Genomic DNA, 26853 nt, shown 5'->3' with positions numbered 1-26853 from the left:
GGAAGTATACCGCGTGCTCAAGCGCGGGCACACCCGCCGACAGTCGACCTTGGTCGCTGATCGCCCGTGCGCGTCCCCTAGGTTTTTTGTGATCACGCGCGTACAGTGGCGGCATCGTGCCAGCACGGGACGGAGCCCATGAGCACAGCGAGTCAACGGGTCACCCATAGAGCGCTGCAAAGCCTGCTGCTGAAACGCTTCGGCATGGCGGCGGCTACCTATGCGCTTGCCCTGGCGCTGTTCTGGATCGCCGTGCTGGGTGACCTGTACCAGGCATCGATGACCAGTGCCCTGGCCGCCTGCGGGCTGATCGTGCTGTCGCAGGCGTGCTTCCTGTTCATCTTCCTTAGCGGCCGCAACCTGGAATTCCGTGATCCCAGCCTGACCGAAGCGCAGGTGCTGGTGGCCCTCGCCTGGCACACCCTGCTGCTGTCCGACCTGGAGGGCGCCCGGGGCGCACTGCTGGTGGTCTATGTACTGATCATGCTGTTCGGCGTGTTCCAGCTGCAGCCCAGGGTTTTCGTACGCTGTGCGGCCATCGGCTTCTTCGCCTTCACCGGGCTCAACCTGTGGGAGGCGTACCAGATGCGCCTCGCCGATCCGGCCCTGGCGGTGCTGCAGGTGTGCGCGTTGTTCGTGGTGCTGTCCTGGCTGACCCTGTTCGCCAGTTATGTGCAGGCCCTGCGCCAGCGCATGCGCCAACGCCGCTTCGCCCTGCAGGCGCACCAGGACACCCTGCGCGGCATGATGCGCCAGCTGGAAGACCTGGTGGCCACCGACGAGCTGACCGGGCTGTTCAACCGCCGGCATTTCCTGCGCCTGGCCACCCGCGAGCTGGACGGCCTGGCCCCCGGTCGCCAGCACGGTCTGGCGCTGATCGATCTCGACCACTTCAAGCGCATCAACGACGTTCATGGCCACGCCGCCGGCGACCGTGTGCTGCAGACCTTCGCCGCCGTGGCGCGGGCCTGCCTGCGCGATGGCGACACCCTGGCGCGCTACGGTGGCGAGGAGTTCGTCCTGCTGCTGCCCAACTGCGATGCCGACCGCCTCACCGCCTGCTGCGAGCGCCTGCGCGAAGCCTTCGCCAGTGCCGAGCCGGTGGGCGTCGAGGTGGACGGGCTGAGCCTGTCCGCCGGCATGACGCTGCTGGGCATCCAGGATGATCTGGATGATGCGCTGCAGCGGGCCGATCAGGCACTCTATCGGGCCAAACGTGGCGGACGTAACCGCTGCGCTGCTGCGTGGGAGGAGCAGGGTGCCTGAAATAGAGGTCGCGGGTAGACGCTGGACCGTACCACCGTCCAGCAACCTGCTGGACCAGCTCAACGCCGCCGGATGCAAGGTGCCCTTCAGTTGCCGGGCCGGCAGTTGCCATGCCTGCCTGGTGCGCTGCCTGGCCGGCGAGCCGCTCGATGCCCGCCCCGAAGCGCTGGACCCCGAGCGCCGCGCCGAAGGCTGGCGCCTGGCCTGCCAGTGCCAGGTGGTGGGCGACCTGGTGGTGGACGCCTTCGACCCGCAACGCGATGGCATCCCCGCCGAAGTGGTGGCGCTGGACTGGCTGGGCGATGTCGCGCGGCTGCGCCTGCGTCCCCAGCGGCCGTTGCGCTACAGCGCCGGCCAGCACCTGCTGCTGTGGAGCGCCGAGGGCATCGCCCGGCCCTATTCCCTGGCCAGCGTGCCAGGGGAGGAACCCTGGCTGGAATTCCATATCGACTGCCGCCAGCCCGGCGCCTTCGCCGATGCGCTGCGCCTGCTACAGGTCGGCGATACGCTGCGCCTGGGTGAACTGCGTGGCGGCGCGCTGCACTACGACCCCGACTGGGCCGGCCGCCCGCTGCTGATCCTCGCCTCGGGCACCGGTCTGGCGCCGCTCTGGGGCATTCTCCGCGAGGCCTTGCGCCAGCATCACCAGGGCGCGATACGCCTCATTCACCTGGCCCATGACCCGGCCGCGCATTACCTCGCCGAGCCCCTGCAGGCCCTGGCCGCGCGCCACGACAGCCTGCGCGTCGAACTGACGACCCCGGCGCAGCTGCAAGGTGTTTTGGCCGATCTCCGGCTTGTTTCGCGCCAGACCGTCGCCTTACTCTGCGGCAGCCCCGCCAGCGTCGAAGACTTCGCGCGCCGCCTCTATCTGGCCGGCGTGCCACGCAACCAACTGCTGGCCGACGTATTCCTGAGCCGCTCCTTCTAAGGCGGCCACCGCCGAGGAGCCACCATGAGCGAGCACATTCACCTGGAACGTGACCAGGGCCTGCTGACCATCCGCATGCAACGCGCGGACAAGATGAACGCCCTGACCCGCGCCATGTACGGCGCCATGGCCGATGCCCTGGACGCGGCCGGCGAAGACCGCAGCGTGCGCGCGGTGCTGATCACCGGCAGCGAGACCTGCTTCACCAGTGGCAACGACGTCGCCGACTTCATCCAGGCGCCGCCGTCCGGGCTGGACAGCGAAGTGTTCCGCTTTATGAAGTCGCTGTTCGATTTCGCCAAACCGGTGGTGGCGGCGGTGAACGGACCGGCGGTGGGCATCGGCACCACGCTGCTGCTGCATTGCGACCTGGTCTACGTGGCCCGCGACGCCAAGCTGAAGATGCCCTTCGTCAACCTCGGGCTGTGCCCGGAGTTCGGCTCCAGCCTGATCCTCCCGCGCATGCTCGGCCACGCCCGTGCCGCCCAGCTGCTGCTGCTCGGCGAATCCTTCACCGGCGAGCAGGCGGCGACCTGGGGCATCGCCAACGAGGCGCTGGACAGCGGCGCCGCGACCCTGGCCCGCGCCCGTGAAATGGCCCAGCGCTTCGAGCAACTGGCACCTTCTGCCGTGGCGGTGAGCAAGCGCCTGATGCGCGAACCGGGCCGCGAGGAACTGCGCCAGGTGATCATGGAAGAGGGCGAGCTGTTCGGTCAGCGCCTGCGCACCCCCGAAGCCATCGAAGCGCTCTCGGCGTTCATGCAGCGCCGCAAGCCGGATTTCTCCAGGTTCGCCTGAGTTTCAACCTTCCCGGGCATCGCTGTGTTGGGCCTCGCTGCGCTCGGCGCCAACCTACGGCACCGTACGCATCTGTTGCGCCCACCTGGCTGATGGGGACGTTGTAGGGGCGATTCATTGGCTCTGTGTGCGTTAGCTGTTGTGGTTTTAATGCAGGAGCTCAAGCACGGTGCTTTCCGGGCACCAAAGTATTTCTGCCATCTCCACCGCATGGGTTTCGCTTCGCTCTACGCCATCCTACGAAAGCCACCGCTACGTGCACGTTGGGTTGGTGCGCACATCAATGTGTGGATTTGAGCGAAGAAAGTTGGAGCAGCCGCCAACGCCCCTCCAGGAGGCCGAACGCAGTCGTTGCGCCGGGGGACGAGCGGCATGGATGCCGCGAGAGGCGCGCCAGGCCATGGATGGCCCATCGAGCCGGCCCCCAGAGCGGCGATGGAGTGAGGGAACCCCGGCGGAGCCGGGGCCGGATGATGGGGCAAGCCCTTTTGGTTCCTTTTCTGGCGACTGAGAAAAGGGACTCGCCCGGGGGGCGAAACCAGAAACATCACCAGAGCTCGGCAATCAGCTGAGTTCAAATCCTCTAGCAACACTTAATGCAGACAGAGCCATGAGATTCGCAGGATCAGGCAAGCATCCCGCAGGAATCGTCTAACCGGGAAAGCCTTCCCGCCCGTAGTCTTTCGCTGTATTGGCGCTGACTACGGGCGCCGCATGCCGAGGTCGAAGGCGATGCGAGAGCAACAGCGAAGCAACCCGCGCAAGGCCGATCGTGCAGCACTGCCGGTGATCCTGTGGTTGCTGGTGCTGACGTCCCTGTTTCTCGCCACGCCATTGATCGAGGCCTGTGTCCTGGGCCACGCGCAAGAGGAGAACAGTCCATGACCCCATCCCCATCCTTTACCAGCCTCGCCTCGATCCGCGCCCGCAACGGGCGTTCGGCCGAGCTGGGCGAGCGCCTGCTCGCCCTGGTCGAACCGGCGCGGCGCATCGAGGGTTGCATCAGCCATGAGGTGCTGCGCGCCCCGGGTGACCCCGACCTGTGGTTGCTGCAGGGCCGCTGGGCCAGCCAGGCGGCGCTGGAGCACTATTGCGACGGCACCTGCGGCCAATGCCTGGCGGAGGTGCTGCAAGGCGCCCTGGTGCTGGAGGCGAGCTACTCCAGCGACACCCTCTAGCTTCACCGCGGCGCTGCAATGGCGCAGGCGTACCCGCTCGATCCGCAGCGGCTTTCAACCCTATAGAGAATCCCTAAGAGCCGCGCTTCGGCTGCTTCCCTATCATCGGCCCCACTGATTTCCGCAGCCTGGCTGCCACTTCAAGGAGAGCCTGATGAGCGAGCAAGACAAAGCGGCCGCACTGGATGACGCCACCCTGGAATTCGCCAACAAGGTGTTCGACCTGGCCCGCGCCGGAGATGCACACAACCTGGTGGCACTGCTCGACCAGGGGCTGCCGGCGGACCTGCGCAACCACAAGGGCGACAGCCTGCTGATGCTGGCCAGCTACCACGGCCACACAGACACGGTGCGTGCCTTGTTGGAGCGCGGCGCCGACCCGGACCTGCGCAACAACAACGGCCAGACCCCGCTCGCCGGTGCCGCCTTCAAGGGCGACCTGGCCATGGTCGAGCTGCTGCTCGCCCACGGCGCCGATGTGGAAGGCGCGACGCCCGACGGCAAGACGGCCTTGATGATGGCGGCCATGTTCAACCGGGGCGAGATCATCGACAGCCTGCTGGCCCATGGCGCCCGTATCGACGCCACCGATGCCGGCGGCGCCACCGCCCTGTCCGCCGCCCGGCAGATGGGCGCGGCGCAAGCGCTGGAGCGGCTGTCCGCCCGGCATTGATCCCGGATGGGGCACGGTGGGAGCGGATTTATCCGCGACTGGATTGCCTCCGCGCCCGCCGCATCCCCGTCACCCCGTAGGGCCGGTGAAACCCGCGTTGTCGTGGTGCACCCCCTTGTCGGGTTGCACCCGACCTACAACGGCACGGTGCCGTAGGTTGGTGCCGAGCGTAGCGAGGCCCAACGTTGCGTGGTTCGGGTCTGTTGCGTTGGGCTTCGTACCTCAGCCCAACCTACGGGGCTCCGAGTTCACAGGTAGCACCGCCTGGTGGATGAAAAGAGCGTCATCCACCCTACAAAAGCTGTCGGCGACAGGGCGTGGAAAGGGGGCGGCCGTAGGGCGGGTGCAACCCGCGAAAGCCTTCCTCTCAGATTTCCAAACACCAGAAATGAAAAAGGAGCGGCGCTTGTGGCGCTGCTCCTTTGCCCGAAGGCCTTGGATGGCGGGACGAGCCGCCTGTTGGAAAAGGCGCCAGGCGGATCACCGGGAACCTTGGGTGCCCACATCCCTCTTGAGGAGGCGGGCGCCAGGGGCAGAAGCCCCTGGTTGGAACGGGTGGCGGGCCAGGTGTTCGCCGGGCCCGCCGGCCATCAGCCGATGGTCATCAGGCTGGCGTTGCCGCCGGCCGCTGCGGTGTTGACGCTCAGGGCGCGCTCGATCAGCAGGCGCTCCAGTGGTACCGCGGTCTCGCCTTGGGACAGGCCCTGGACGCCGATGATCGGGCCTTTGCGCGCAGCCACTTGTTGGCAGATGCCGCGCAGCTGGTCCGAGTCACCGTGGTGCAGCACGGCGTCGAATTCCACGCCTTCGGCTTTCCAGTCGGCGACCAGCTGGATGCGCGCCTGTACCGCCTTGGGCAGCTTGCCGCGCAGGGCCTTGGTGAGGTCGCCTTCCTGCCAGATCACCGCGCTGCCGACCGCGAGGGCGGCGGCCAGCTGTACCAGCAGGTCGCCTTCGTCGTCGGCCAGGCCCAGCACGTTGGCGCGGGGCAGCAGCATGTAGGTGTTGCGCTCGCCGGTCGGGCCGGGGAGGGTGCGGGTCAGGCCGCTCTGGGAGAGTTCGGCGAAGCCGTCGCAGAGGCTGGCCAGCTCGGCCTTGCCTTCCTTGCCCGCCCATTCCTTCAGCGCTGCGAGGGGGTTGCCCTGGCGTTGCTGCAGACTGGTGCGCAGGTGGGTGTCGGCGGCCTGTTCGTCCATGCGCTTGAAGGTGCGGCTCACGGCGTCCACCGGGCGGGTGGCCAGCAGGCGGTACATGTACAGCGGGCCGCCGGCTTTCGGGCCGGTGCCGGAGAGGCCTTCACCGCCGAAGGGCTGCACGCCGACCACGGCGCCGACCATGTTGCGGTTGACGTAGAGGTTGCCGGCGTGGGCCTTGTCCACCACCTTGGCGATGGTCTCGTCGATTCGGGTGTGCACGCCCAGGGTCAGGCCGTAGCCGGTGGCGTTGATCTGGTCCAGCAGCTGGTCCAGGTCCTGGCGCTTGTAGCGCAGCACGTGGAGCACCGGGCCGAAGACTTCGCGCTCCAGCTCGTCGAGGCTTTCCAGTTCGATCAGGGTCGGCATCACGTAGGTGCCGCGGCTCATCACGTCGCCTTCGGTACGGGCGATCTGGAACACGTGGCGGCCCTTCTTGCGCATGGCGTCGATGTGCTTGTCGATGCCGGCCTTGGCTTCGGCGTCGATCACCGGGCCGATGTCGATGGCAAAGTTGTCCGGGTTGCCCAGGCGGCATTCGGCCATGGCGCCCTTGAGCATTTCCAGCGCGCGGTCGGCGACGTCTTCCTGGATGCACAGCACGCGCAGGGCCGAGCAACGCTGGCCGGCGCTGTCGAAGGCGGAGGCGACCACGTCTGTGACCACCTGCTCAACCAGTGCGGAGGAATCGACGATCATCGCGTTCTGGCCACCGGTTTCGGCGATCAGCGGGATCGGGCGGCCCTGGGAGTCCAGGCGGCCGGCGACGTTGCGGGCGAGGATGCCGGCGACTTCGGTGGAGCCGGTGAACATCACGCCCTTGACGCGCTCGTCGGCCACCAGTGCGGCACCGACGGTGTGACCTTCACCCGGCAGCAGCTGCACGGCGCCTTCCGGGATGCCGGCTTGCAGCAGGATGCGCACGGCCTGGGCGGCGATCAGCGGGGTCTGCTCGGCGGGCTTGGCCAGCACGGTGTTGCCGGCGGCCAGGGCGGCGGCTACCTGGCCGCTGAAGATCGCCAGGGGGAAGTTCCACGGGCTGATGCACACCACCGGGCCCAGGGGGCGGTGGCTGTCGTTGGCGAAGTCGTGGCGCGCCTGGGCGGCGTAGTAGCGGAGGAAGTCCACCGCTTCGCGCACTTCGGCGATGGCGTTGGCGAAGGTCTTGCCGGCTTCGCGGGCCAGCAGGCCCATCAGCGGCTGGATCTCGGCTTCCATCAGGTCGGCGGCGCGGTCCAGGGCGGCGGCGCGCTCCACCGGCGGGGTGGCCTGCCAGATGGGGGCGGCGGTCAGCGAGGCGAGCACGGCGTTGCCGACGTCTTCCAGGCTGGCGTTCTGCACGTGGCCGACGATGTCGCGACGGTCCGCCGGGTTGGCCACCGGCAGGCTTTCGCCGGCGCTGGCGTTGCAGCCGAGCATCGGCTGGGCACGCCAGTCGGCATGGCCGCTGCTGAGCAGGGCGCTGGACAGGGAGCCCAGGCGGTGCTCGTTGGACATGTCGATGCCGCTGGAGTTGGCGCGGGCGGCGCCGTACAGGTCACGGGGCTGGGGAATGCGCGGGTGCGGCTTGCCCAGGGCGCCTTCGGCGGCGGCGATGGCTTCGATGCTGACGACCGGGTCTTCCACCAGTTGCTTGATGGAGATGGTCTGGTCGGCGATGCGGTTGACGAAGCTGGTGTTGGCGCCGTTTTCCAGGAGGCGGCGGACCAGGTAGGCCAGCAGCGTTTCGTGGGTGCCCACCGGTGCGTAGATGCGGCACGGGCGGTTCAGCTTGCCTTCGGCGACCTTGCCCACCACTTGCTCGTACAGCGGCTCGCCCATGCCGTGCAGGCACTGGAACTCGTACTGGCCGGGGTAATAGTTCTGCCCGGCGATGTGGTAGATGGCCGAGAGGGTGTGGGCGTTGTGGGTGGCGAATTGCGGGTAGATGGCATCCGGCACCGCCAGCAGCTTGCGGGCGCAGGCGATGTAGGAAACGTCGGTGTAGACCTTGCGGGTGTAGACCGGGAAGCCTTCCAGGCCGTCGACCTGGGCGCGCTTGATCTCGCTGTCCCAGTAGGCGCCTTTCACCAGGCGGATCATCAGGCGGTGGCGGCTGCGGCGGGCCAGGTCGATGACGTAGTCGATCACGTACGGGCAGCGCTTCTGGTAGGCCTGGATGACGAAGCCGACGCCGTTCCAGCCCTTGAGCTGCGGCTCGAAGCAGAGGCGTTCGAGCATGTCGAGGGAGATTTCCAGGCGGTCCGCTTCCTCGGCGTCGATGTTCAGGCCGATGTCGTACTGCTTGGCCAGCAGGGTCAGCGACAGCAGGCGCGGGTACAGCTCGTCCATCATCCGCTCGTACTGGGCGCGGCTGTAGCGCGGGTGCAGGGCGGAGAGCTTGATGGAGATGCCCGGGCCTTCATAGATGCCGCGGCCGTGGGACGCCTTGCCGATGGAGTGGATGGCTTGCTCGTAGGAGGCCAGGTAGCGCTGGGCGTCTTCTTCGGTCAGCGCGGCTTCACCGAGCATGTCGTAGGAGTAGCGGAAGCCCTTGGTCTCGAAGCTGCTGGCATTGGCCAGGGCTTCGGCGATGGTTTCGCCGGTGACGAACTGCTCGCCCATCAGGCGCATGGCCATGTCCACGCCTTTGCGGATCAGCGGCTCGCCGGACTTGCCGATGATGCGGTTCAGCGAGCTGGAGAGGCCGGCCTCGTTGTGGGTCGACACCAGCTTGCCGGTGATCAGCAGGCCCCAGGAGGCCGCGTTGACGAACATCGAGGGGCTCTGGCCCAGGTGCTGCTGCCAGTTGCCGTTGCTGATCTTGTCGCGGATCAGGGCGTCGCGGGTGCCCTTGTCGGGGATGCGCAGCAGGGCTTCGGCCAGGCACATCAGCGCCACGCCTTCCTGGGAGGAGAGGGAGAATTCCTGCAGCAGGCCCTGGACGATGCCGGCGCGGCCGCTGGCGCTCTTCTGGTTGCGCAGCTTCTCGGCGATGCCGTAGGCGAGCTTGTAGGTGGCGTCGGCCATGTCGGCGGGCAGGCGGGCCTGCTCCAGCAGCATCGGCACCACTTCTTCCTCGGGGCGGCGATAGGCCCCGGTGATGGCGGCACGCAGCACGGACTGCGGCAGGATGCTTTCGGCGAAGTCGAGGAACGGCTGGTGGATCGGATCGATCAGGGCTTCCACGGCCTCCAGGTCACCCTCGGCCAGGCGCGCGGCGATGCCTTGGAGCTCGGGAAGGGTCTTGCCGCTTTCCAGGGTCTCCAGGTAGCTGTAGATAGCCTGCTTGATCAGCCAGTGGGGCGTGCGGTCGATCTGGCGGGCGGCTTCTTTCAGGCGCTCACGGGTGGCTTCGTCGAGCTTCACGCCCAGGGTGGTGGTGGTTGCCATTTCTTATCCTCATTCTTGCCGTGGTCGCGACGGCTTTTGCGGCGCCAAGAGTAGCTGCGCATGAAGCGAGGTGCAACCAGGTGCAACCTAAGTTTTTCCAGTCAATCCGACCATTGGCCGGGCCGTGCAGCAAAAGCCGCACCGCCTTGGTGCCCGTGGCCTGTAGCGCTTCCTTATAAGGTGCAACCCGGTGGCCGGTGGCAGGGTAACCGGCCAGTCACAAGCCTAGACGCTTTCTGGTTGCACCTGTGGAATCAATCGGCGGGCCGACGGGCTGCACCGGGGCGGCGCAAGGGGTCGAGCAGCGGCTTCAGGCCGTTGTGGTCGATCTCCTGCATGAGGGCGAGCAGTCTGCCGATCTCACCTTTCGGGAAGCCTTCACGGGCGAACCAGTTGAGGTAATGGCCGGGCAGGTCGGCGAGCAGGCGGCCCTTGTACTTGCCGTAGGGCATTTCACGGGTCACCAGGAGCAGCAGGTCTTCGGGTTTCATCGGTCTCGTGCCGGCCGGGAGGAGGGAAGTGGGCAAGAATACCTGCTAACCGGCTACTGTCACTTGAGCCTGAGTCACGAAGCCGATATTTTTGAGCCGCCTAATCATTAGTCTGCTACCAAATAGGGCGCGGACCACCCCGGAATCCCCATGAGCACCAACCCCCCATCGCTGCGACGAGAGGAGCCCCTGAAGGGCATCCTGCTGGTGTGCCTGGCGATTTTCCTGTTCTCCAGCCATGACGCGATCTCCAAGTACCTGTCGGCCTTCTACCCGATCGTCATGGTGGTGTGGGTGCGCTACCTGGTGCACACGCTGCTGATGGCGGGCTTCCTGCTGCCCCGCGAGGGCCTGCGCGTGCTGCGTACCCAGCGCCCGCTGCTGCAGCTGGGCCGGGCGCTGTGCCTGATCGGCACCAGCCTGTTCTTCACCACCGGCCTGCGCTACATCCCCCTGGCGGAGGCCACGGCGGTGAACTTCCTGGCGCCGCTGGTGGTGACCGCGTTGTCGGTGCCTTTCCTCGGCGAGCGCGTCACCCGCGGGCAATGGGTGGCGGTGCTGTTGGGTCTGGGCGGGGTGATGCTGATCGTGCGGCCGGGCAGCTCGCTGTTCACCCCGGCGATCCTCCTGCCGCTGGCCTCGGCGCTGTGCTTCGGTTTCTACCAGCTGTTCACCCGGCGCCTGAGCCAGACCGACAGCCCGGGCACCAGCAACTTCATCACCGGCATCACCAACACCCTGATCATGAGCACCCTGGTGCCGTTCTTCTGGGAAGCACCGACCACGCTGGCCCACGGCCTGCTGTTGCTGGCGCTGGGTGCCTGCGGGATGGGCGGGCACGTGCTGCTGACCCAGGCCTTCCGCCACGCCTCACCGGCGCTGCTGGCGCCGTTCAGCTATGGGCAGATCGTCTTCGCCGGGTTGCTCGGCTTCCTGCTCTTCGGCCACGCGCCGGATGCCATCGGTATCGCTGGCATCCTGGTGATCGTCGGCAGCGGCCTGTTCACGGCCTACGCGCAGCGGCGCTGAAGTCGTCGGCGCTGCGGGCCAGCGTGTGGCTGGCCTGGGCGTTGTCGACGTATTCCTTGAGCCAGCGCAGCACCTCCACCGGTTCCCAGCGGGCCGGGTCGAAGAGGGCATAGGCCAGCCCCTGGTAACCCACCACATCGAGCTGCTTGTGGTAACCGGCACGCTGGAACAGCGCCTCGATCTCCGCCAGGCAGGTGTTGAAGTGCACCCGTGTGAACGGCGTCTTGCCGTCGGTCACCAGCCCTTCCAGGCGCAGTTCCGCGACCGCCTCGCTCACCTCGTCCACGGCCATGCGATTGACCGTGTATTTCAGCTGCAGTACGTCGACCATCCCTGTTCTCCTCCTCAATGCAGGCCTTGCGCCTTGTTGCGGCTTCCAGCCGACTGGCGCAGGGGGCGGGGGGCCGGCCGCTTCGGCAAGCGGGGTGGAAAGCCGAGACCGGCGACCTGGGAGACGATGATCCCAGGGATTTGTGACAGTGGTTTTGGCAAGGCGGTTGGGGCTGAAAGGTTCATAGGACGCTTCTCTGAAATACTGTATATTTATACATCTATCAGCTTCGCCGCTTCGTTTGCAACCAAACTCCGATGAATAAACGTTGTCAGTGAAGGCCTTGAAAACAGCCGTACCGGGAACCCCAGAAGTAATGATCCGTCTCGTCCTGCTGCTGAGCCTTCTATTGGCCGGCACCGCCCACGCCTCCGCCCCCCGCACCTTCCAGGAAGCCAAGAAGGTCGCCTGGAAGCTCTACGCCCCCCACCCCGTCGAGTTCTATTGCGGCTGCCGCTACAACGGCAACAAGGTCGACCTGAAGAGCTGCGGCTACGTGCCCCGCACCAATGCCCAGCGGGCCAAGCGCATCGAGTGGGAGCACATCGTCCCGGCCTGGGTCATCGGCCATCAGCGCCAGTGCTGGCAGAAGGGCGGGCGCGAGAACTGCGCCAGGCACGACGCCGCCTTCCGCCGCGCCGAGGCCGACCTGCACAACCTGGTGCCGAGCATCGGCGAGGTGAACGGCGACCGCAGCAACTACGGCTTCGGCTGGCTGCCACAAAAGCCCAGCCAGTACGGCGCCTGCCCGATGGTGGTGGACTTCAAGGCACGCAAGGCCATGCCGCGCCAGCAGGTGCGCGGCATGATCGCGCGCACCTACTTCTACATGAGCGAACGCTACGGCCTGCGCCTCTCCAAGCAGGACCGCCAGCTCTACAGCGCCTGGAACAAGCAGTATCCGGCCGAAGCCTGGGAGCGCAATCGCAACCAGCGCGTCGCCTGCGCCATGGGCCACGGCAACCACTTCGTGGGGGCGGTGAACCTGAAGTTGTGCAAGTGAGGGTGGCTGTCTTGCTGCGAAAGAAGGTGTCGAACCTGATCTGCGCGATGTAGGGGCGACTTCAGTCGCCCAGGGCAACGGAGTTGCCCCGGCCTTGCGGAGGGCAGCCCTGCGGGCTGCTTGGCGACTGAAGTCGCCCCTACAGGTTGCGCCGCGAATCAGCCGCGAACCCTTCTGGAACATCGCATCGCGAATGAATTCGCTCCCACGACGCGGCAGTGGAGGCACCCTTTGTGGGAGCGGCTTCAGCCGCGAAAGAGCGTCCGCAGGCCCCCGGTTGCGAATGGCCGGGTAGTTCAGGGCGACTGAAGTCGCCTCTACAGGGCAGTCCGGCGCTGTATGCCGTTTTTCCCAGCGATCTGTGCCTATCGGCCGCCGCGCCTTGCGTCCTAGCATCGATCATCGATGAAGAGGGCAGTGCGATGGACGGAATTCCCGGCGGTATCGAATTTCCTGACCTGCAGGCGCGGCGGCTGGTGCCGGACGACCTGGAGCGGGTTTGCGTGCACCGCGAGGCGATGTTCCTCGAGGCGGGAGGCGACCCGGCGGGGTTGCGGGTGATGACCGAGCACTTCCGCCCGTGGCTGCGGGAGCGCCTGGCCGACGGCCGCTACTACGGCTTCGCGCTGATGGACGAGGCGCGCATTGCGGCGGCCATCGGCATGATGAGCATCGAATGGCCGCCGCACCCCGCCCATCCTGAGCTGGGCCAGCGCGGCTATGTGCTGAACGTATTCGTCGAGCCCGACTACCGGCGTCGGGGCCTGGCGTCGGCGCTGATGAAGCTGGCGGAGGCCGAATTCACCCGTCGTGGCCTGGGCTTTGCCGTGCTGCATGCGACCCAGGTCGGTCGCCCGGTGTACGAGGCGCTGGGCTGGGCGGCCACCAGCGAGATGGCCAAGGCCATTGGCTAAGCCTCCATCCCGGCACCGTCCCTGGCCGGAAATCACCGCGCTGTCCCCTTAAGCCCCCCTGGCTGTCCGCGATTGCCCTCAGCCCTTGTCGAGCAGCTGGCTTAACGTTGCCCTCTACCCACCACAACAAGAGCCCGTGCCGGCAGCCTGGCACGGTAGAAGAGGGGAGTGCGATGCTGAAACCCAGAACACTGCTGATTCCCGCCGCCCTGCTGGCCCTGGCCGGGTTGCTTGGCGGCTGTGGCGAGGAGGCCAAGCCGGCCGCGCCGCAGAACGCCGCCACCCTGGCCCCCACCGACCCGGCCCTGGCCAAGGTCTACGACACCAGTTGCAAGCTGTGCCACGCCAACCCCGCCTCCGGCGCCCCGCAGAGTGGCGACACCGCGGCCTGGGCGCCTCGTGTAGCCCAGGGTACGGACAGCCTGCTGGACCACAGCATCAATGGCTTCAAGGGCATGCCGCCGATGGGCATGTGCATGCAGTGCTCGGAAGAACAGTTCCTGGCGCTGATTTCCTTCATGTCCGGTCAGCACCTCGAATAAGGCGTCCTCCATGGTTATGAATCTCACCCGACGCCAGCTGCTGCAGCGGGCCGGCGTCGCTGGCGCCTTCACGGCCCTGGCCTGCACCCCGGCGATGGCGGAACTGGTCCGCGCACCCCGCCTGATTCCCTGGCGCAACTGGTCCGGCGGGCAGAGCTGCCTGCCCCAGGCGCGCCTCGCCCCGCAGAACCTGGACGAGCTGGTCCAGGCCATCCGCCAGGCCAAAGGCAAGGTCCGCCCGGTGGGCTCGGCCCACTCCTTCAGCGCCCTGGTGCCCACCGACGGTACCCTGGTGTCGCTCGCCTATTTCAATGGTCTGCTCAGCCACGACCCGGCCACCCTGCAGGCGGAGTTCGCCGCCGGCACGCCGATGTCGCTGATGGGCCCGGCGCTCAAGGATGTGGGCCAGGCCCTGCACAACATGGCCGACATCGACTACCAGACCCTGGCCGGGGCGATCGCCACCTCGACCCACGGCACCGGCGTCGGTTTCGGCTCCTATTCCGCTCATGTCACCGGCCTGCAACTGGTGACCGCCAGCGGCGAGGTGCTGGATTGCGACGCCCAGCGCCATCCCGAGGTGTTCAATGCCGCGCGGGTGTCCCTTGGCGCCTTCGGCATCGCCACCCGGGTGCGCATGCAGAACCGCGAGGCCTACCGGCTGCGCGAGAAGCAGTGGATCGCCAGCACCGAGGAGCTGCTGGAGGACGTGGACAACCTCACCCGTGACAACCAGCACTGGGAAATGCTGGTGATCACCCATTCCGACTACGCGCTGTCCATCGCCCTCAACGAGACCACCGACCCGGCCACACCGCCGCTGGACCCGGCGGAGGAGGGGGGCAACGAGTTCGTGAAGATCATCGAGAACCTCGACAAGTACGGCAGCGACTTCCCCGCCGCACGCCGTGCGCTGCTCAACAGCCTGCGCCATATCGCCAGCTTCGATGACCGGGTCGGCGACTCCTACGAGATCTACGCCAACGTGCGCAACGTGCGCTTCAACGAGATGGAGTACTCGGTGCCCGCTGAGCACGGCCCGGCCTGCCTGCGGGAGATCCTTGCGCTGATCCGCGAGAAGGACCTGCGCACCTGGTTCCCCATCGAGTACCGCTACGTGAAGGCCGACGACATTCCCCTGAGCATGTTCGAGGGGCGCGACAGCTGTTCGATCTCCGTGCACCAGCATTACGGCATGGACCACCACAACTTCTTCGCCGCCGTCGAACCGATCTTCTGGAAGTACGCCGGCCGGCCGCATTGGGGCAAGCTGCACACGCTGAATGCGCGGACCCTGCAGCCGCTCTACCCGCGCTGGAAGGAGTTCACCGAGGTGCGCCAGGCGCTGGACCCGAGCGGCAAGTTCCTCAATGCGCACCTGTCCTCGATCCTCGGCGTGGCCTGATAACAAGGAGAAACCATGAACCGTCGCAAATTCCTCGTCGGTACCGCCGGTGCCGGCGTGCTGCTCGCCGGTGTCGGTGCCTGGATGCGCCCGGCCGACAAGGGCGCCCCCTACAGCGATTACTTCGCGCGGCTGAACCGCGAGCTCAAGGAGCGGGGGCCGATGCACCCGGTGATGTTGATCGACCTGGACCGGCTGGACCACAACATCGACGTGGTGATGCAGTCGGTGCGCCGTGCCGGCAAGGCCTTGCGCCTGGTGGAGAAGTCGCTGCCGTCGCCGCAGCTGCTCGACTACATCGCCAAGCGCGCGGGCACCCGGCGGATGATGTCGTTCCACCAGCCCTTCCTCAATCACGACGCCGAGCGCTTCCCCGACTCCGACCTGCTGCTCGGCAAGCCGATGCCGGTGCGCTCGGCGCAACTGTTCTACGAAAGCCATCGCGGCGCCTTCGACCCGACGACCCAGCTGCAATGGCTGCTCGACACCCCCGAGCGGCTGGAGCAGTACCTGGCACTGGCCAAGGGCCTGAACACGCGCATGCGCATCAACATCGAGCTGGATGTGGGGCTGCACCGCGGCGGCGTTCAGGACCAGGCGACCCTGGGGCGGATGCTCGGCCTGATCGGCGCCAACCCGCAGCACCTGGAGTTCGCCGGCTTCATGGGCTACGACCCCTTCGTCGGCATGGGCGTGCCGGGCATCCTCGGCTCGCCCGAGGAGTTGTTCGCCAAGGTGATGACCCTCTACGACGGCTTCGTCGACTACACCCGCACCCAGCACGCCGCGCTGTGGCGCCCGGGCCTGACGCTGAACACCGCCGGCAGCCCGAGCTACCGCATGCACGAGCGCGAGCGCACCAGCAGCGAGGTGTCGGTGGGCTCGGCGCTGCTCAAGCCCACCCATTACGACCTGCCGTCCCTGGAGGAGCACCAGCCGGCGGCCTATATCGCCACGCCGGTACTCAAGAGCACCGGTGCGGTGCGGATCCCGGCGCTGGACGGCAAGTCGGCGCTGTTCTCCTGGTGGGACCCGAACCAGCGCGAGACCTTCTTCATCTACGGCGGCAACTGGATGGCCGAGCCGGAGTCGCCCAGGGGGCTGCAGTTCAACGGCCTCTATGGGCGCAGCTCCAACCAGGAAATGGTCAACGGCTCCCACGCCGTCGGCCTGGGCGTGGATGACCAGGTGTTCCTGCGGCCGACCCAGTCGGAATCCATCCTGCTGCAGTTCGGCGACCTGCTGGCGGTGCGCGATGGGCGCATCGTCGACACCTGGCCGGTGTATAGCTGAGTGGATGGCACACCGCCGTAGGTTGGCGCCGAGCGCAGCGAGGCCCAACGGGGCGATGCAGGGGCTCGCTACGTAGGCAGATAAGTAGGGCGGGTGAAACCCGCGTTTGCCCTCGTGCCCAGCCCTGTCGGGTTGCACCCGACCTACAAGGCGCATTGCCGCGTGATGCAGGATGCAAAACGAAAACCCCGGGCATTGGCCCGGGGTTTTCGTGTCTGCCTGTCAGAGGGTGAAGGGCAGGTTCAGCTTGGCCCAGAACATCTCGCCTTCCGGGCGGTTCTCCACGGCGAATTCCTTGGCCCAGCGCATCTCCACGCTGGCGTACTTGAGGAAGGTGAGGTGCACGGCCGGGCCGATGGCGAAGACCTGGCCGCGCACGCCGTCGTCCACATCCTCGCCCATGAAGGTCACCGTCCTGCCGAACTGCTCGTCGTCGGTGGTCTGCTTCACGTAGTAGCCGTTCAGGCCCAGGCGCAGGTTGTCGGTCACCCGGTAGCTGGCGGAGTAGTCGAAGTGGAACAGCTGACCGGAGCGGTAGTCGGTGTCGTGGTTTTCCTCGTTGAAGCTGTAGGTGGTCTTGATCGACAGCTCGGTGCGGTCGTCGGGCTGCCAGGTCGCCGAAAGCATCGGTTTGTAGGTGTAGAAGTTGTTGCTGGTGTTGGCCGGGCGCGCGGCGTCGTAGCTGCCGGTGGGGATTGTGATCTCCAGGGCGGCGCCCAGGGTCAGGTCCTTGCCCATGTCCCAGAGGATGAGCGGTGCGACTGTGGTGTCGCCCTGGCTTTCACGTTCGCTCTGCATGCCGAACATGGCCACCTGCTGGCGCATATAGGGCTGCGCGACGTAGCCGCCGACACGGCCACCAAACACCCGCAGCGGGCTGAGGTAGTCCAGGCGCGGGATGAGTGCGTCGGAGGTGATCTTCACGTCCGGCACCTTGCCGCCGAGGGAGCTGATGTCCAGCTTCTTCGACTCGTAGTGGTTGTAGTAGAGGTTGAAGGCGAACATGTGGTCCGGCAGGTTGTTCACGTCCAGTGGCAGGACGAAGAAGCCGTCGGTGCCGGGGCCGATGTTGTCGACACCGTTTTCGGTGGCCTGGGCCGGTGAGGAGAGGGAGGTCGCCATGGCGAGGGAGGCTGCCAGCACGGACAGCCGGGGGACACGGATAGGTTTCATAGTGAGCTCATTTCTTATTGTTGGCGGACGGCTCCGGGGCGTGGCCCGGGCCGCTGCATAGAAATAAGCGCTCAAGGCCAAGGGATGCAGGGCATTGCCGGACAATCAGGGGGCCTTTCGGGGCCAGGCCGCAATATTCAGTTACACCCTCATCTGGGACACCCGCTAACGCGATATGATGGCGCCGCCATGCCCCTACCCAGAACAAGAATTCCGGGCGCGTGGCTGGGGAACCGCTCGCCATGTCCATTACCACCACCGATGCCCAGTTCGACCTCGCCCTGGTTTCGCCCTTCCTCCTGCAGACCCTCGCGGAGGTGGCGCACGACAAGGGCGTCAGCGGCGAACGCCTGTGCCGCGGGCTCGGCTTCACCCTCGAAGAGCTGCAGGACCCTGCCCAGCGCATCTCCTATCGCCAGGCCGTGACCATGATCCAGCGCGCGCTGGCCGCCTTGCCCGAGCGCGGCCTCGGCCTCTGGGTGGGGCACCGCAACGTGCTCGGCACCCTTGGCCTGCTGGGCCATGTGCTGTCCCTGTGCAAGACCCTGCGCGACGCCTTCGAGATCGGCCAGCGCTTCCAGCACACCTCCGGCGGCATGGCCGTCTACACCCTGCGCGAAGGCGCGGGCGAAAGCTTCGTCGAAGTGGAATGCCGGCTGCCCTACGCCGATGTGCAGCTGTTCGCCGTGGAAGAGTTCTTCGCCAGCCTGGTGGTCTACAACAACGCGCTGATCGGCAGCGAGTTCCAGCCCCTGCGCTTCGAGTTCACCCACGCCGCGCCGGCCTATGAGGCCGAGTACCAGCGCCTGCTGGGCCCCAACCTGCACTTCGGCTGCCTGCACAACCGCATGGTGATCGACAGCCTCTGGCTGGACATGCAGCTGCCCAGCCACCAGCCCGTCGCCCTGCGCCAGGCGCTCAACCTGCTGGAGCTGGAGTGCGCCCAGGTGCAACAGAAGATGGGCCTGCTGCAGACGGTGGAGCGGGCCATCGCCCGCGACCTGGCCCAGGGCTGCCATATCGACAAGGTGGCCAGCGAGCTGAACATGAGCAGCCGCACCCTGCGCCGCCGCCTGACCGAGCACGACATGACCTTCGACGCCCTGCAGGAGCAGGTGCGCCGCGCGCGGGCCATGAGCCTGCTGAGCAACCCGGAGATGCCCATCGAGCGTATCGCCGAGGAGCTCGGCTACAGCGACATTCGCGGCTTCCGCCGGGCCTTCAAGCGCTGGACGGGGCTCAGCCCTTCGGCGTATCGCGATGAGGCGCCATCCCTGTCCACGGGCGCTGACTAGCTAGCGGGCTGGGTGGACGCATCCACCCAGCCCGCCGTCCTTTCACTCAGTACTGACAGAACCTGATGCGGTTGCCGAAGGGGTCGTACACCTGCAGTTCCTGGCCCCAGTCCTGCTGGACGATGTCCGGGCGGCCGTAGTTGTAGCGTTTGCCGAGCAGTTCATCGCGCAGGGTAGTGATAAGGGCTCCCGTGTCGGCGAGCCCGTTCGTGTGAGGGGGGATCCGCGAACTAGCGCCGTGGATCCCGCCACAGGGTGAGCAGCGCCAGGGCCGCGACCCAAATCACCGAGACCCCGTAGTTGAGTCGCTGGTAGAGGCCGAAGAGGTGGCCATCGGCGAAGGCCTTGCCCATCAGCGCCACGGTTGTCAGGGCCAGCACCACGCAGAGCGCCGAGAACAGCCCGAAGCCGGGGGCGCCGAGCAGGCGCCGGCCGAGAAACACCCACAGTGCGCTGGCCAGGGTCAGCGAGAGGAACATCACCAGCCCTGCCAGGTTGTGCACCTGTTGCGAGAGCGACGGTTGTGCCGGTGCGCAGCCCTGGTCGCAGGGGAAGTAGCCGGTGGCGAAACTGGCCAGGCCATGCAGGGCGATCAGCGCAGCGCTCAGCAGGGCCAGGCGCGAGGCCTGGAAGCGCTTCGCCACACCCACCGCGAAGAGCACGAACAGCAGCCCCAATGGAGCGTTGTTCACCCAGGCGGAGAAGCCCCGGGTGGGGGCTCCTGCGGCCCCCAGTTGGCTCATCGCCTGGTCGAGGTGGCTGTAGCCGGGGTAGGCGAGCGCGGTCAGCGCGACACCGGCGAACAGCCAGAACGGAATCAGCACGCCCAGCCCCAGCAGGGCCCGGTCAATCGTCTTCACGGCAGTACTCCCACTCATCACGGATGGCGTTCCGACTCCTGCGGAATCACGGCTCCATGCTAGGGCGCACCCCTGCATACGGTTACCGAATTTTTTGCAAGGCAGCTTGCGCATGCGTCATCCTGTCGCCCCATCGATCCACGGATGGCCACCGATGACCAGACGCCTGCCCAGCACCTCCGCCTTGCTCGCCCTGGAGGCTGCCGCGCGCCACCAGAGCTTCGCCAGGGCCGCGCAGGAGCTCTCGCTGAGCGAAGGCGCCATCAGCCGGCAGATCGCCAAGCTGGAGCAGCTCCTCGGGGTGCGCCTGTTCCTTCGCGTGGGAAACCGGGTCGAGCTTTCGAGCGCTGGCACCCGCTACGCGGCGCAGATGCGCACACTGCTGGCGGACATGGAGCGCCACACCCGCCAGGTGATGAGCGAAACATCCGCTGGCACCGCCCTGGAGATCGGCGTCATCCCCACCCTGGCCAGCCGCTGGCTGATTCCCCGGCTCGCACGCTTCCGCCAACGCCACCCCGATATCGAGATCAACCTGCGCGAGCGCACGCAGCCCTTCACCCTGGAGGACAGCGACCTGCACGCGGCGATCAACTACGACCACCCCATCTGGCGTTCCATGCAGGTGCAGCCGCTGTTCGAGGCGCCGATGGTCGCGGTCTGCCACCCGCGCCTGGCGGACGAGGTGCACGCGCGCATGCCGTTGCTGCACAAGCACGAGAGCCCCTATGGCTGGTCGCGCTACGCGGAGCTGGCCGGCATGGCCTTGCCCAGCGCCACGACGGGCCCGGTCTATGACCGCTATGCCTTGCTCATCGAGGCTGCCAAGGCGGGCTTCGGCATGGCGCTGGTGCCGCGTCGCTACGTCGAGGACGAACTGGGCGAAGGCCGGCTGAGCGCGCCCTGGCCGACGCTGCCGCAACTCAGCGAGCGCTACGTGCTGGTGACCCGGCCCGCCGCCGAATCGCCACCTGCGCTCGCGACCTTCACCCGCTGGTTGCTCGCCGAAGGCGAAGCTCCATCGTCGATGTGACGCCCCCGTTTCCGAGCCACCCGACCCCGAGGACCCCCGATGTTGACCAAGGCCTTTCAGTACAAGTGCTGGGCGGACCGACGCGCGCTGGAGGCCATCGGCCTCATCGACGCCGAGCGCTTCCCCGACTCGCTGGCCTTCACCCTGCAACAGCTCAACCACATGGTGATAGTCGAGGACCTGTTCCGCGCGCGGCTCACGGGCACGGCGGAACCTCACCCGGCTACCAACACCGAGGCGGTGCCGGGTTATGAGGTGTTGCAGCGCCGGCTGCTCGCTTCCGGCCAGTGGTACGCCGAACAGGTGGCGGCGCTGGAGCCTGCCGCCGCCGCCGAAGCAATCAGCTTCCGCTTTACCGATGGCCGCATGGGCCGGTTGACCCGCGAAGAGATGTTTTTCCACGTGCTGAACCACGCCACCTACCACCGCGGCAACATCGCCCACGCGCTGGACCTGGCCGGCGTGGCGCACCCGGCGGACACCTACACGGTGTTCGTGCACGCCACCGAGCCGGCGCGTCGGGAAGCCCGCTGACGGCCCCTAGGGGCGGGTGTCTTCCGCACCGGCCAGTGGCTCTTCGAGGCGCGGTTTGTAGAACAGCAGGCGCTTGGTCTGCGCCGTGCGGGTGAACGTCTTCGCCCAGGACGGCGAGACGTTGCGGTCGTGGAAATACAGGGCGCCGTGGGTGCGGTCCTGCAATTGCCCGTTGAGGGCCTTGCGGGCGATTTCGCGGGCGAGGGTGAAGCGTTCTTCTTCCACGGCTTCATCGGGGCGGCCGTCGCACCACCAGGAGAACTGGCAGCTCTTGCTTTCCGAGCCTTGCTTGACCACTGCGCAAACGGTCTTGGGGAACTGCTCGTTGCCGAGGCGGTTCATCACCACGTTGGCCACCGATTCCATGTCTTGCGCCGGGGCGCCCTTGGCTTCCCAGTAGATGGAGCGGGCGAGGCAGGTGATGGGATCGTCCAAAGGGGCTTCGCCGGCCGGGTCCACGGCCTTGGCTTCGCTGCGGGTGATGGGCGGGGTGCCAGCGGGGAGTGGCGCCTGGTTGGCGGCTTTTTCTTCCAGCACCTCGGCCTTGGTTTCCGCCGCCTGGGCTTTTTGCCGGGTTTCCCCGGCGGAGGTTGGGCCGCCGATCAGCAGGGCGGCGACGCAAAGCATTCCTGGTATCCAGCGCATGATCGACCTCGCCATCGCTGTGCGTTCGGGGCCGCCCCTGGGGGCAAGGCGGGGCGGTTGTCGGCGTGGCTGCCGTCTGGCTTGCCGCGCTTGAGGGATAGACTGCGGCGCCGCTCAATCATTCCCCGGTGGCGGGCGCGACCTGGGTGAAGGCCAGGGTGTAGCCGTTGCAGTCGCGGATGCCGAACTCCCTTGAGCCGTAGTCCATCTCCTGCAGGGGCCAGGCGATCTCGGCCTTGTCCCTTACCTGCTCGTAGTAGCGGGCGACGTCGGCGATGGCGAGGTAGAGGGTGCCGGAGCAGGCGACGGGAGCGGCCCACAGGTTCTGTTCGGTGAAGATCAGGCGGCAATCCTGCAGCTGCACGGTGAGGCTCGCGTGCGCCGAGTCGAGGGTGGTGAAGCCAGGGCATCGCGTTAGTGACGGCGGGTGGCGTGCAGGTCGTGGCAGCGCAGCAGGGGCGTGAGCGGCATGGGTGGCTCCGGTGGCGTGGCTCTAAGTCACCTTTTACCGCTGCGGAACCGTCTTGCCAGTTGCGCCTACGACATGCCGCTGCCCGCGCGGCTTTCCCGTTCGGTGATGGCCTGGGTGAAGTCCAGGAAGGCGTCCAGTGGCAGCGGCTTGCTCAGCAGGTAGCCCTGGAACTGCGCGCAGCCGTGGCGCAGGAGGAAGTCCTTCTGGGCTTCGGTTTCCACACCTTCGGCGATCACCGTCAGGCCCATGCTCTGACCCAGGGCGATGACGCTGCGCACGATGGCTTCGCTGCTGGCGTCGGTGAGCAGGTCGCAGATGAACGAGCGGTCGATCTTCAGCTTGCCCAGGGGCAGTCGCTTGAGGTGGCTGAGGGAGGAGAAGCCGGTGCCGAAGTCGTCCAGGGAGAAGGACACGCCGTGCTGCACCAGGACCGACATCTTCTGCGTCAGGTCTTCCAGGTCCTGCACCAGCACGGTCTCGGTCAACTCCAGTTCCAGGCGCCGCGCGTCCATGCCGTAGCGCCGCAGCATCTCCAGGACTTCGGGCACGAAGCTGGCCTGGCGGAACTGCTTCTGGCTGATGTTGACGGCCAGGCACAGGTCGCAGCGGGCCGGGTCGTCCGCCCAGGTGCGCAGTTGCGCGCAGGCCTGCTCCAGCACCCACTTGCCGATGGGGATGATCAGCCCGCTGCGCTCGGCGTGGTCGATGAACTCGCCGGGGGGCAGCAGGCCCCGCTGCGGGTGGCGCCAGCGGATCAGCACCTCGGCGCCGATCACCCGGCCGGCGACGTTCAGCTGGGGCTGGTAGTGGAGCTCGAACTGCTGCTCGCGCAGCGCGGCCTGCAGCTCGCGCTCCAGCACCGAGCGCTCGGCGGCGTCGGTCTGCAGCACGTGGAGCAGGGCGAAGAACATCGCCATCGCCGCCCCGGCCTGGCCCCAGGAGCCCGGTGTGCGCACCTCGTCCGGCAGGCTGTAGCCGAGGATGGGCGCCCAGTTGCTGGAGGCGAGGCAGGTGAAGGTGAGCAGGCACAGCAGGGCGATGCCGTAGCGCAGCCATGGGCCTTCGTCGCGGAACGCCATCAGCGCGGCGAGGGTGAGGGGCAACAGGTACAGGTGGGTGGCGCGGGGCGCGGCGGCATTGGGCACATCGAGCACGATGGCGGTGCCGGCGATGATCACGATCAGCACGCTGAACAGGATGAGGTTGGCGCTGCGGGCCTTGTTGCGCACGGTGAGCATCAGCACGGTGAGGCCGGAGACGATGAGCACCGCATCCATCGCGACGATGGCCCAGAACCCCCGCAGGGCGAAGATCACCGCCCAGATCACCCCCAGCACCAGCATCACGCAGCTCGCCAGCAAACGCATGCGCCGCTCGCGGCGTTGGGCCACCGACACCAGGTCGGCGGCGTGCCAGAGCTGTCTGACGCGCTTGAAGAAACGTGATTTCGCAATCATTCGGCGTTCCCGTACAGCCTGCTCTCCACAAGGCTCCCTGCAGGCTGGAGTGGATTATAGAAGGCGCTTTTCGAGGGCGTCGGGATGGCGATGTCGCCGCTGGAGAAAGTGACCTGGGGCAGCGCGTCGGCGGTGAACGGCGCGGTGACGCAAAGCCGGCCCCGGGCCGGCTTCGTCGTTGTCGGTTTCAGCTCAGATGGGCATCGCGCTGCGGGGAATGATCGCGCCCGGATGCTGGATCACGGCTGCAGCCAGGCGGTGCCCGCTTTCCGCCGCCAACCGGAGTGGCTGCTGCTGGATGCGTGCGGCGAGGTAGCCGGCGGCGAATGCATCGCCCGCCGCGCAACTGTCCACCACCCGGGTCACCGGGCGGGCGGGGACCTCGATGCGCTGCTCCGCCGTGGCTACCAGGCAGGGCTCGCCTCCGCGCTTGATCACCACTTCCGTGCAGCCCAGGCCCAGGGCGCGATCAGCAGCAGCCTGTGCGCCCAGCGTGCCGTGCAGCTGGCATTCGTCAGCCAGCGTCAGCAGGGCGGTATCGGTCAGTGCCAGTACCTGATCGTGAACCGGGCGGGCGTGCGTGGCACTCCAGAGTGCTGGCCGCAGGTTGTTGTCGAAGCTGATCTGGCCCCCTTCGGCCTTGAACGCGGCGAGCGCGACCAGCAGCTCCTCCCGGCGCGGCGGCGGGAACAGTGCGAGGCTGATGCCGGAAAGATAGAGCATGTCGATGCGTGAGCGGTCGACCCAGCGCGCCAGTGCTGCGCCGCTGGAGAAGCAGTGGCGTGCGGCACTGTCTTCGCGCCAGTAGTGGAAGCGCCGTTCGCCCAGCGCGTCCACCTCCACGAGGTAGAGGCCGGGGCGACGACCCGGTAGCCGTAGCACTTCCCGGGTGTCGATGCCTTCTTCGATCCAGCTTTGCTCCATCTCCTCGCTCAGGGTGTCATCGCCGAGGGCGCTGAGGTATTCGACCCGGTGCGCCGTCCCGGCCAGCAGGCGGGCGAGGTAGAGCGCGGTATTCAGGGTGTCGCCACCGAAGCTGCGGCGCAGCGGGTTGCCGGCGAGCTCCACCATGCATTCTCCAAGGCAGGCGATGCGCATGCGGCTACCTCCCTTCGGGCGCACGGTAGGCGATGCAGTCGACCTCGACCCGGCAGTCGATGACCATGCTGGAGACCACGCAGGCCCTGGCTGGCGGGTGGTCGCCGAAGAACTCGAGGAACACCGCGTTGAAGGCGCCGAAGTCCCTCGGGTCATCCAGCCAGACCCCGCAGCGCACCACGTGCTCGGGTCGATAACCGGCCTCGTCGAGAATCTCCATCAGGTTGTTCAGGCACTGGCGGGCTTGCGGGACGATGCCGCCATCCACCAGCACACCGTCGCGGAGGGGCGTCTGCCCGGAGACGTGGAGCCAGCCATCGGCCTGTACGGCGCGGGCGAAGGGCATGGGTTGGCCGGCGGTGCCGCTGGCGCGGGTGTAGCGTTTGAGTTCGGTCATGGGGTGCTCCTTTCAGTTCACGGGGGAGGGGGTGTCGCGGGCCAGGAAGCGGCCCGCCCTGTCTGGGCAGGCCTCCCCCGGGCAATAGGCCAGGGTGCCGTTGACCCAGACGGCGTGGATGCCGGTGGCGGGGCGTTGCGGGTCGGTGTAGCTGGCGACGTCGGAAAGGGTCAGGGCGTCGAACAGCACCAGGTCGGCCCAGTAGCCGCGGGCGACCACGCCTCGTTCATGCAGGCCGAAGCGGTTGGCGGGAAGCGAGGTCATCTTGCGCAGCGCCTCTTCGATGCTGAACAGGCCGATGTCCTGGGCGTAGTGGCCGAGCACGCGGGGGAAGGTGCCCCACAGCCGCGGGTGGGGTTGCGGGTCTTCCGGAAGGCCGTCCGAGCCGATCATGGTCAGCGGGTGGGCGAGGATGCGCTGCACGTCCGCTTCGCTCATGCAGTGGTACACCGCACCGGCGGGCTGCAGGCGCCGCGCGGCCTCCAGCAGGGGAAGCGCCCAATCGGCGGCGATCTGCACCAGCGTGCGCCCAGCCATGTGGGGGTACGGCTCCGACCAGGTGATGAGGATTTCGTAGGCGTCGGTGACCTGTTTGAGGTCGAGGGTGGACGAGCTGGCGGCGTAGGGGTAGCAGTCCCAGCCCAGGGGTTGCCCGGTGCTGGCGGCGTCCAGGTGGGCGAGCACCTCGGCGCTTCGGCCCCAGTTGCCGACACCGGCGCATTTCAGGTGGGACACCACCACCGGCCCGTCGATATGGCGGCCGGTCGCGAGCGCTTCGTCCAGCGCACCGAGGATGCCGTCGAACTCGTCGCGCAGGTGGGTGGTGTAGAGCCCGCCAAAGCGGCTCAGCTCTTCGGCCAGCTGGCGCACCTCGTTGGCGTCGGCTGCATGGGCCGAGGCATAAGCCAGGCCGCTGCTCAGGCCGATGGCGCCCTCGGCCAGGCTGGCTGCCAGCTCGCTGCGCATTGCGCGTATCTCGGCTTCCGTGGCGCTGCGGTCGAGGCGGTCCAGGTGGTTGTTGCGCAAGGCGGTGTGCCCCACCAGTGCCGCGACGTTGACCGCCGGACGGACCCGTTCCACCGCCGAGCGATAGTCCGAGAAGCGCGGGTAGCAGAAGGCCTCCGCCGTCCCTAGCAGGTTCATCGGGTCCGGCGGAGAGCCGGTCAGGCGCACGGGGGCGGCACTGATGCCGCAATTGCCGACTATCACCGTGGTCACGCCCTGGCTCAGCTTGGCCAGCATGGCCGGGTTACGGATGAGCGCCAGGTCGTCGTGGGTGTGCACGTCGATGAAGCCCGGGGCCAGGATCAGCCCATCGGCATCGACGGTGCGCTCGGCCGTGGCATCGCCGGCCTCGCCGATCAGGGCGATGCGGCCGTCCAGCAGGCCGACGTCGGCGACGAAGCCTTGCGTCCCGCTGCCGTCCATGACCTGTGCGCGGCGGATCAGTGTGTCGTAGTGGTTCATGTG

The 26853-nt window shown here is 67.3% G+C and carries 26 protein-coding genes and 1 pseudogene; 15 read left to right on the top strand and 12 right to left on the bottom strand.

Annotated features, from left to right (window positions below; translation table 11 throughout):
• The first annotated feature begins 138 nt into the window (after positions 1-138).
• The 6 genes from RTW82_RS23945 to RTW82_RS23920 all read left to right on the top strand — a co-directional run bounded on the left by RTW82_RS23945 (position 139) and on the right by RTW82_RS23920 (position 4846).
• Positions 139-1266 carry a sensor domain-containing diguanylate cyclase gene (locus RTW82_RS23945; protein ID WP_031287450.1) on the top strand — a complete coding sequence of 376 codons (1128 nt, stop codon included), beginning with the start codon at positions 139-141 and terminating at the stop codon, positions 1264-1266.
• A complete protein-coding gene (locus tag RTW82_RS23940; RefSeq protein ID WP_316926666.1) occupies positions 1259-2197 on the top strand; it encodes an iron-sulfur-binding ferredoxin reductase in 939 nt (312 codons plus the stop codon). Before RTW82_RS23945 ends, RTW82_RS23940 begins: the two co-directional genes overlap by 8 nt.
• 24 nt (positions 2198-2221) lie before the next feature.
• Positions 2222-2995: an enoyl-CoA hydratase gene (locus tag RTW82_RS23935; RefSeq protein WP_316926665.1), complete on the top strand. Its 774-nt coding sequence runs from the start codon at positions 2222-2224 to the stop codon at positions 2993-2995.
• A gap of 732 nt (positions 2996-3727) precedes the next feature.
• A complete protein-coding gene (locus tag RTW82_RS23930) occupies positions 3728-3880 on the top strand; it encodes a hypothetical protein (protein WP_158480955.1) in 153 nt (50 codons plus the stop codon).
• Positions 3877-4173, top strand: coding sequence for an antibiotic biosynthesis monooxygenase family protein (locus tag RTW82_RS23925; RefSeq protein ID WP_263403076.1), 297 nt, complete (start codon positions 3877-3879; stop codon positions 4171-4173). The genes RTW82_RS23930 and RTW82_RS23925 overlap by 4 nt, the downstream gene beginning before the upstream one ends.
• Positions 4174-4327: 154 nt before the next feature.
• Positions 4328-4846: an ankyrin repeat domain-containing protein gene (locus RTW82_RS23920; protein WP_316926664.1), complete on the top strand. Its 519-nt coding sequence runs from the start codon at positions 4328-4330 to the stop codon at positions 4844-4846.
• 590 nt (positions 4847-5436) lie between these two features.
• On the opposite strand, the gene putA is transcribed toward RTW82_RS23920, so the two are convergent.
• Positions 5437-9411, bottom strand: coding sequence for a trifunctional transcriptional regulator/proline dehydrogenase/L-glutamate gamma-semialdehyde dehydrogenase (putA, locus tag RTW82_RS23915; RefSeq protein ID WP_316926663.1), 3975 nt, complete (start codon positions 9409-9411; stop codon positions 5437-5439).
• A gap of 254 nt (positions 9412-9665) precedes the next feature.
• Complete coding sequence (locus RTW82_RS23910) at positions 9666-9902, bottom strand: DUF3820 family protein (protein WP_021222124.1); 237 nt, start codon at positions 9900-9902, stop codon at positions 9666-9668.
• Positions 9903-10052: 150 nt separating this feature from the next.
• Here RTW82_RS23910 and RTW82_RS23905 point away from each other — a divergent pair, with 150 nt between their 5' ends.
• Positions 10053-10931 carry a DMT family transporter gene (locus RTW82_RS23905; RefSeq protein ID WP_021222125.1) on the top strand — a complete coding sequence of 293 codons (879 nt, stop codon included), beginning with the start codon at positions 10053-10055 and terminating at the stop codon, positions 10929-10931.
• On the opposite strand, the gene RTW82_RS23900 is transcribed toward RTW82_RS23905, so the two are convergent.
• Positions 10906-11262 (bottom strand): hypothetical protein, encoded by a 357-nt coding sequence (locus tag RTW82_RS23900; protein WP_021222126.1) that lies wholly within the window; start codon positions 11260-11262, stop codon positions 10906-10908. The genes RTW82_RS23905 and RTW82_RS23900 overlap by 26 nt on opposite strands.
• A 316-nt stretch (positions 11263-11578) precedes the next feature.
• On the opposite strand from RTW82_RS23900, the gene RTW82_RS23895 reads away from it, so the two are divergent.
• The 5 genes from RTW82_RS23895 (at position 11579) to RTW82_RS23875 (ending at position 16419) form a co-directional block, all read left to right on the top strand.
• Entirely contained in the window at positions 11579-12265 is a 687-nt protein-coding gene (locus RTW82_RS23895) for an endonuclease I family protein (protein ID WP_265168180.1), read from the top strand.
• A 422-nt stretch (positions 12266-12687) separates the two neighbouring features.
• Positions 12688-13179: a GNAT family N-acetyltransferase gene (locus RTW82_RS23890; protein ID WP_316926662.1), complete on the top strand. Its 492-nt coding sequence runs from the start codon at positions 12688-12690 to the stop codon at positions 13177-13179.
• A gap of 173 nt (positions 13180-13352) precedes the next feature.
• Positions 13353-13721, top strand: a complete 369-nt coding sequence (locus tag RTW82_RS23885; RefSeq protein WP_316926661.1) for a c-type cytochrome — start codon at positions 13353-13355, stop codon at positions 13719-13721.
• Between the two features lie 94 nt (positions 13722-13815).
• The gene (locus RTW82_RS23880) at positions 13816-15126 is read left to right on the top strand and encodes a D-arabinono-1,4-lactone oxidase (RefSeq protein WP_410478844.1); all 1311 of its coding nucleotides are present in this window, start codon (positions 13816-13818) and stop codon (positions 15124-15126) included.
• Between the two features lie 84 nt (positions 15127-15210).
• A complete protein-coding gene (locus tag RTW82_RS23875) occupies positions 15211-16419 on the top strand; it encodes a DSD1 family PLP-dependent enzyme (protein ID WP_271661294.1) in 1209 nt (402 codons plus the stop codon).
• 222 nt (positions 16420-16641) lie between these two features.
• Here the strand turns inward: RTW82_RS23875 and RTW82_RS23870 are convergent, their stop codons facing one another.
• Positions 16642-17592, bottom strand: a complete 951-nt coding sequence (locus tag RTW82_RS23870) for a transporter (protein WP_271660746.1) — start codon at positions 17590-17592, stop codon at positions 16642-16644.
• 242 nt (positions 17593-17834) lie between these two features.
• Here RTW82_RS23870 and RTW82_RS23865 point away from each other — a divergent pair, with 242 nt between their 5' ends.
• Complete coding sequence (locus RTW82_RS23865; protein WP_316926660.1) at positions 17835-18887, top strand: AraC family transcriptional regulator; 1053 nt, start codon at positions 17835-17837, stop codon at positions 18885-18887.
• 46 nt (positions 18888-18933) lie between these two features.
• Here the strand turns inward: RTW82_RS23865 and RTW82_RS23860 are convergent.
• Positions 18934-19068 (bottom strand): annotated as a pseudogene (locus RTW82_RS23860) (glyoxalase superfamily protein); the annotation flags it as partial.
• Positions 19069-19117: 49 nt separating this feature from the next.
• On the bottom strand, positions 19118-19747 hold the full coding sequence (locus RTW82_RS23855) for a DUF998 domain-containing protein (protein WP_316926659.1): 630 nt from the start codon (positions 19745-19747) through the stop codon (positions 19118-19120).
• A gap of 154 nt (positions 19748-19901) precedes the next feature.
• Between RTW82_RS23855 and RTW82_RS23850 the strand changes: the two genes are divergently transcribed.
• Together RTW82_RS23850 and RTW82_RS23845 are read left to right on the top strand one after the other, a co-directional pair.
• Complete coding sequence (locus tag RTW82_RS23850) at positions 19902-20780, top strand: LysR substrate-binding domain-containing protein (protein ID WP_316926658.1); 879 nt, start codon at positions 19902-19904, stop codon at positions 20778-20780.
• A 39-nt stretch (positions 20781-20819) separates the two neighbouring features.
• The gene (locus RTW82_RS23845; protein WP_316926657.1) at positions 20820-21314 is read left to right on the top strand and encodes a DinB family protein; all 495 of its coding nucleotides are present in this window, start codon (positions 20820-20822) and stop codon (positions 21312-21314) included.
• Between the two features lie 6 nt (positions 21315-21320).
• On the opposite strand, the gene RTW82_RS23840 is transcribed toward RTW82_RS23845, so the two are convergent.
• The 6 genes from RTW82_RS23840 to RTW82_RS23815 form a co-directional block, all read right to left on the bottom strand.
• Entirely contained in the window at positions 21321-21959 is a 639-nt protein-coding gene (locus tag RTW82_RS23840; RefSeq protein ID WP_316926656.1) for a cell wall hydrolase, read from the bottom strand.
• Between the two features lie 118 nt (positions 21960-22077).
• Positions 22078-22323 (bottom strand): hypothetical protein, encoded by a 246-nt coding sequence (locus RTW82_RS23835; RefSeq protein ID WP_316926655.1) that lies wholly within the window; start codon positions 22321-22323, stop codon positions 22078-22080.
• A 173-nt stretch (positions 22324-22496) separates the two neighbouring features.
• Positions 22497-23888 carry an EAL domain-containing protein gene (locus RTW82_RS23830; protein WP_316926654.1) on the bottom strand — a complete coding sequence of 464 codons (1392 nt, stop codon included), beginning with the start codon at positions 23886-23888 and terminating at the stop codon, positions 22497-22499.
• Positions 23889-24080: 192 nt separating this feature from the next.
• On the bottom strand, positions 24081-24986 hold the full coding sequence (locus RTW82_RS23825) for a sugar kinase (RefSeq protein WP_316926653.1): 906 nt from the start codon (positions 24984-24986) through the stop codon (positions 24081-24083).
• 4 nt (positions 24987-24990) lie between these two features.
• A complete protein-coding gene (locus RTW82_RS23820) occupies positions 24991-25383 on the bottom strand; it encodes a RidA family protein (protein ID WP_316926652.1) in 393 nt (130 codons plus the stop codon).
• Between the two features lie 12 nt (positions 25384-25395).
• On the bottom strand, positions 25396-26850 hold the full coding sequence (locus RTW82_RS23815; RefSeq protein WP_316926651.1) for a D-aminoacylase: 1455 nt from the start codon (positions 26848-26850) through the stop codon (positions 25396-25398).
• Positions 26851-26853 lie beyond the last annotated feature (3 nt).

The sequence above is a fragment of the Pseudomonas sp. zfem005 genome (assembly GCF_032621735.1).
GTDB classification, from domain to species: Bacteria; Pseudomonadota; Gammaproteobacteria; order Pseudomonadales; family Pseudomonadaceae; genus Metapseudomonas; species Metapseudomonas solani.
The sequence above is the reverse complement of the archived record's forward strand: the minus strand, read 5'-3'. Positions and strand labels throughout refer to the sequence as shown.

Excerpts from the sequence above, each read along its gene's own strand:
- RTW82_RS23935 (WP_316926665.1), top strand. The coding sequence starts at position 2,222 with ATGAGCGAGCACATTCACCTGGAACGTGACCAGGGCCTGCTGACCATC.
- RTW82_RS23920 (WP_316926664.1), top strand. The coding sequence starts at position 4,328 with ATGAGCGAGCAAGACAAAGCGGCCGCACTGGATGACGCCACCCTGGAA.
- RTW82_RS23885 (WP_316926661.1), top strand. The coding sequence starts at position 13,353 with ATGCTGAAACCCAGAACACTGCTGATTCCCGCCGCCCTGCTGGCCCTG.
- RTW82_RS23815 (WP_316926651.1), bottom strand. The coding sequence starts at position 26,850 with ATGAACCACTACGACACACTGATCCGCCGCGCACAGGTCATGGACGGC.
- RTW82_RS23830 (WP_316926654.1), bottom strand. The coding sequence starts at position 23,888 with ATGATTGCGAAATCACGTTTCTTCAAGCGCGTCAGACAGCTCTGGCAC.
- RTW82_RS23845 (WP_316926657.1), top strand. The coding sequence starts at position 20,820 with ATGTTGACCAAGGCCTTTCAGTACAAGTGCTGGGCGGACCGACGCGCG.
- RTW82_RS23840 (WP_316926656.1), bottom strand. The coding sequence starts at position 21,959 with ATGCGCTGGATACCAGGAATGCTTTGCGTCGCCGCCCTGCTGATCGGC.
- RTW82_RS23825 (WP_316926653.1), bottom strand. The coding sequence starts at position 24,986 with ATGCGCATCGCCTGCCTTGGAGAATGCATGGTGGAGCTCGCCGGCAAC.
- RTW82_RS23875 (WP_271661294.1), top strand. The coding sequence starts at position 15,211 with ATGCGCCCGGCCGACAAGGGCGCCCCCTACAGCGATTACTTCGCGCGG.
- RTW82_RS23910 (WP_021222124.1), bottom strand. The coding sequence starts at position 9,902 with ATGAAACCCGAAGACCTGCTGCTCCTGGTGACCCGTGAAATGCCCTAC.
- RTW82_RS23870 (WP_271660746.1), bottom strand. The coding sequence starts at position 17,592 with ATGAAACCTATCCGTGTCCCCCGGCTGTCCGTGCTGGCAGCCTCCCTC.
- RTW82_RS23820 (WP_316926652.1), bottom strand. The coding sequence starts at position 25,383 with ATGACCGAACTCAAACGCTACACCCGCGCCAGCGGCACCGCCGGCCAA.
- putA (WP_316926663.1), bottom strand. The coding sequence starts at position 9,411 with ATGGCAACCACCACCACCCTGGGCGTGAAGCTCGACGAAGCCACCCGT.
- RTW82_RS23905 (WP_021222125.1), top strand. The coding sequence starts at position 10,053 with ATGAGCACCAACCCCCCATCGCTGCGACGAGAGGAGCCCCTGAAGGGC.
- RTW82_RS23850 (WP_316926658.1), top strand. The coding sequence starts at position 19,902 with ATGACCAGACGCCTGCCCAGCACCTCCGCCTTGCTCGCCCTGGAGGCT.
- RTW82_RS23925 (WP_263403076.1), top strand. The coding sequence starts at position 3,877 with ATGACCCCATCCCCATCCTTTACCAGCCTCGCCTCGATCCGCGCCCGC.
- RTW82_RS23880 (WP_410478844.1), top strand. The coding sequence starts at position 13,816 with ATGGCGGAACTGGTCCGCGCACCCCGCCTGATTCCCTGGCGCAACTGG.
- RTW82_RS23900 (WP_021222126.1), bottom strand. The coding sequence starts at position 11,262 with ATGGTCGACGTACTGCAGCTGAAATACACGGTCAATCGCATGGCCGTG.
- RTW82_RS23930 (WP_158480955.1), top strand. The coding sequence starts at position 3,728 with ATGCGAGAGCAACAGCGAAGCAACCCGCGCAAGGCCGATCGTGCAGCA.
- RTW82_RS23865 (WP_316926660.1), top strand. The coding sequence starts at position 17,835 with ATGTCCATTACCACCACCGATGCCCAGTTCGACCTCGCCCTGGTTTCG.
- RTW82_RS23895 (WP_265168180.1), top strand. The coding sequence starts at position 11,579 with ATGATCCGTCTCGTCCTGCTGCTGAGCCTTCTATTGGCCGGCACCGCC.
- RTW82_RS23890 (WP_316926662.1), top strand. The coding sequence starts at position 12,688 with ATGGACGGAATTCCCGGCGGTATCGAATTTCCTGACCTGCAGGCGCGG.
- RTW82_RS23945 (WP_031287450.1), top strand. The coding sequence starts at position 139 with ATGAGCACAGCGAGTCAACGGGTCACCCATAGAGCGCTGCAAAGCCTG.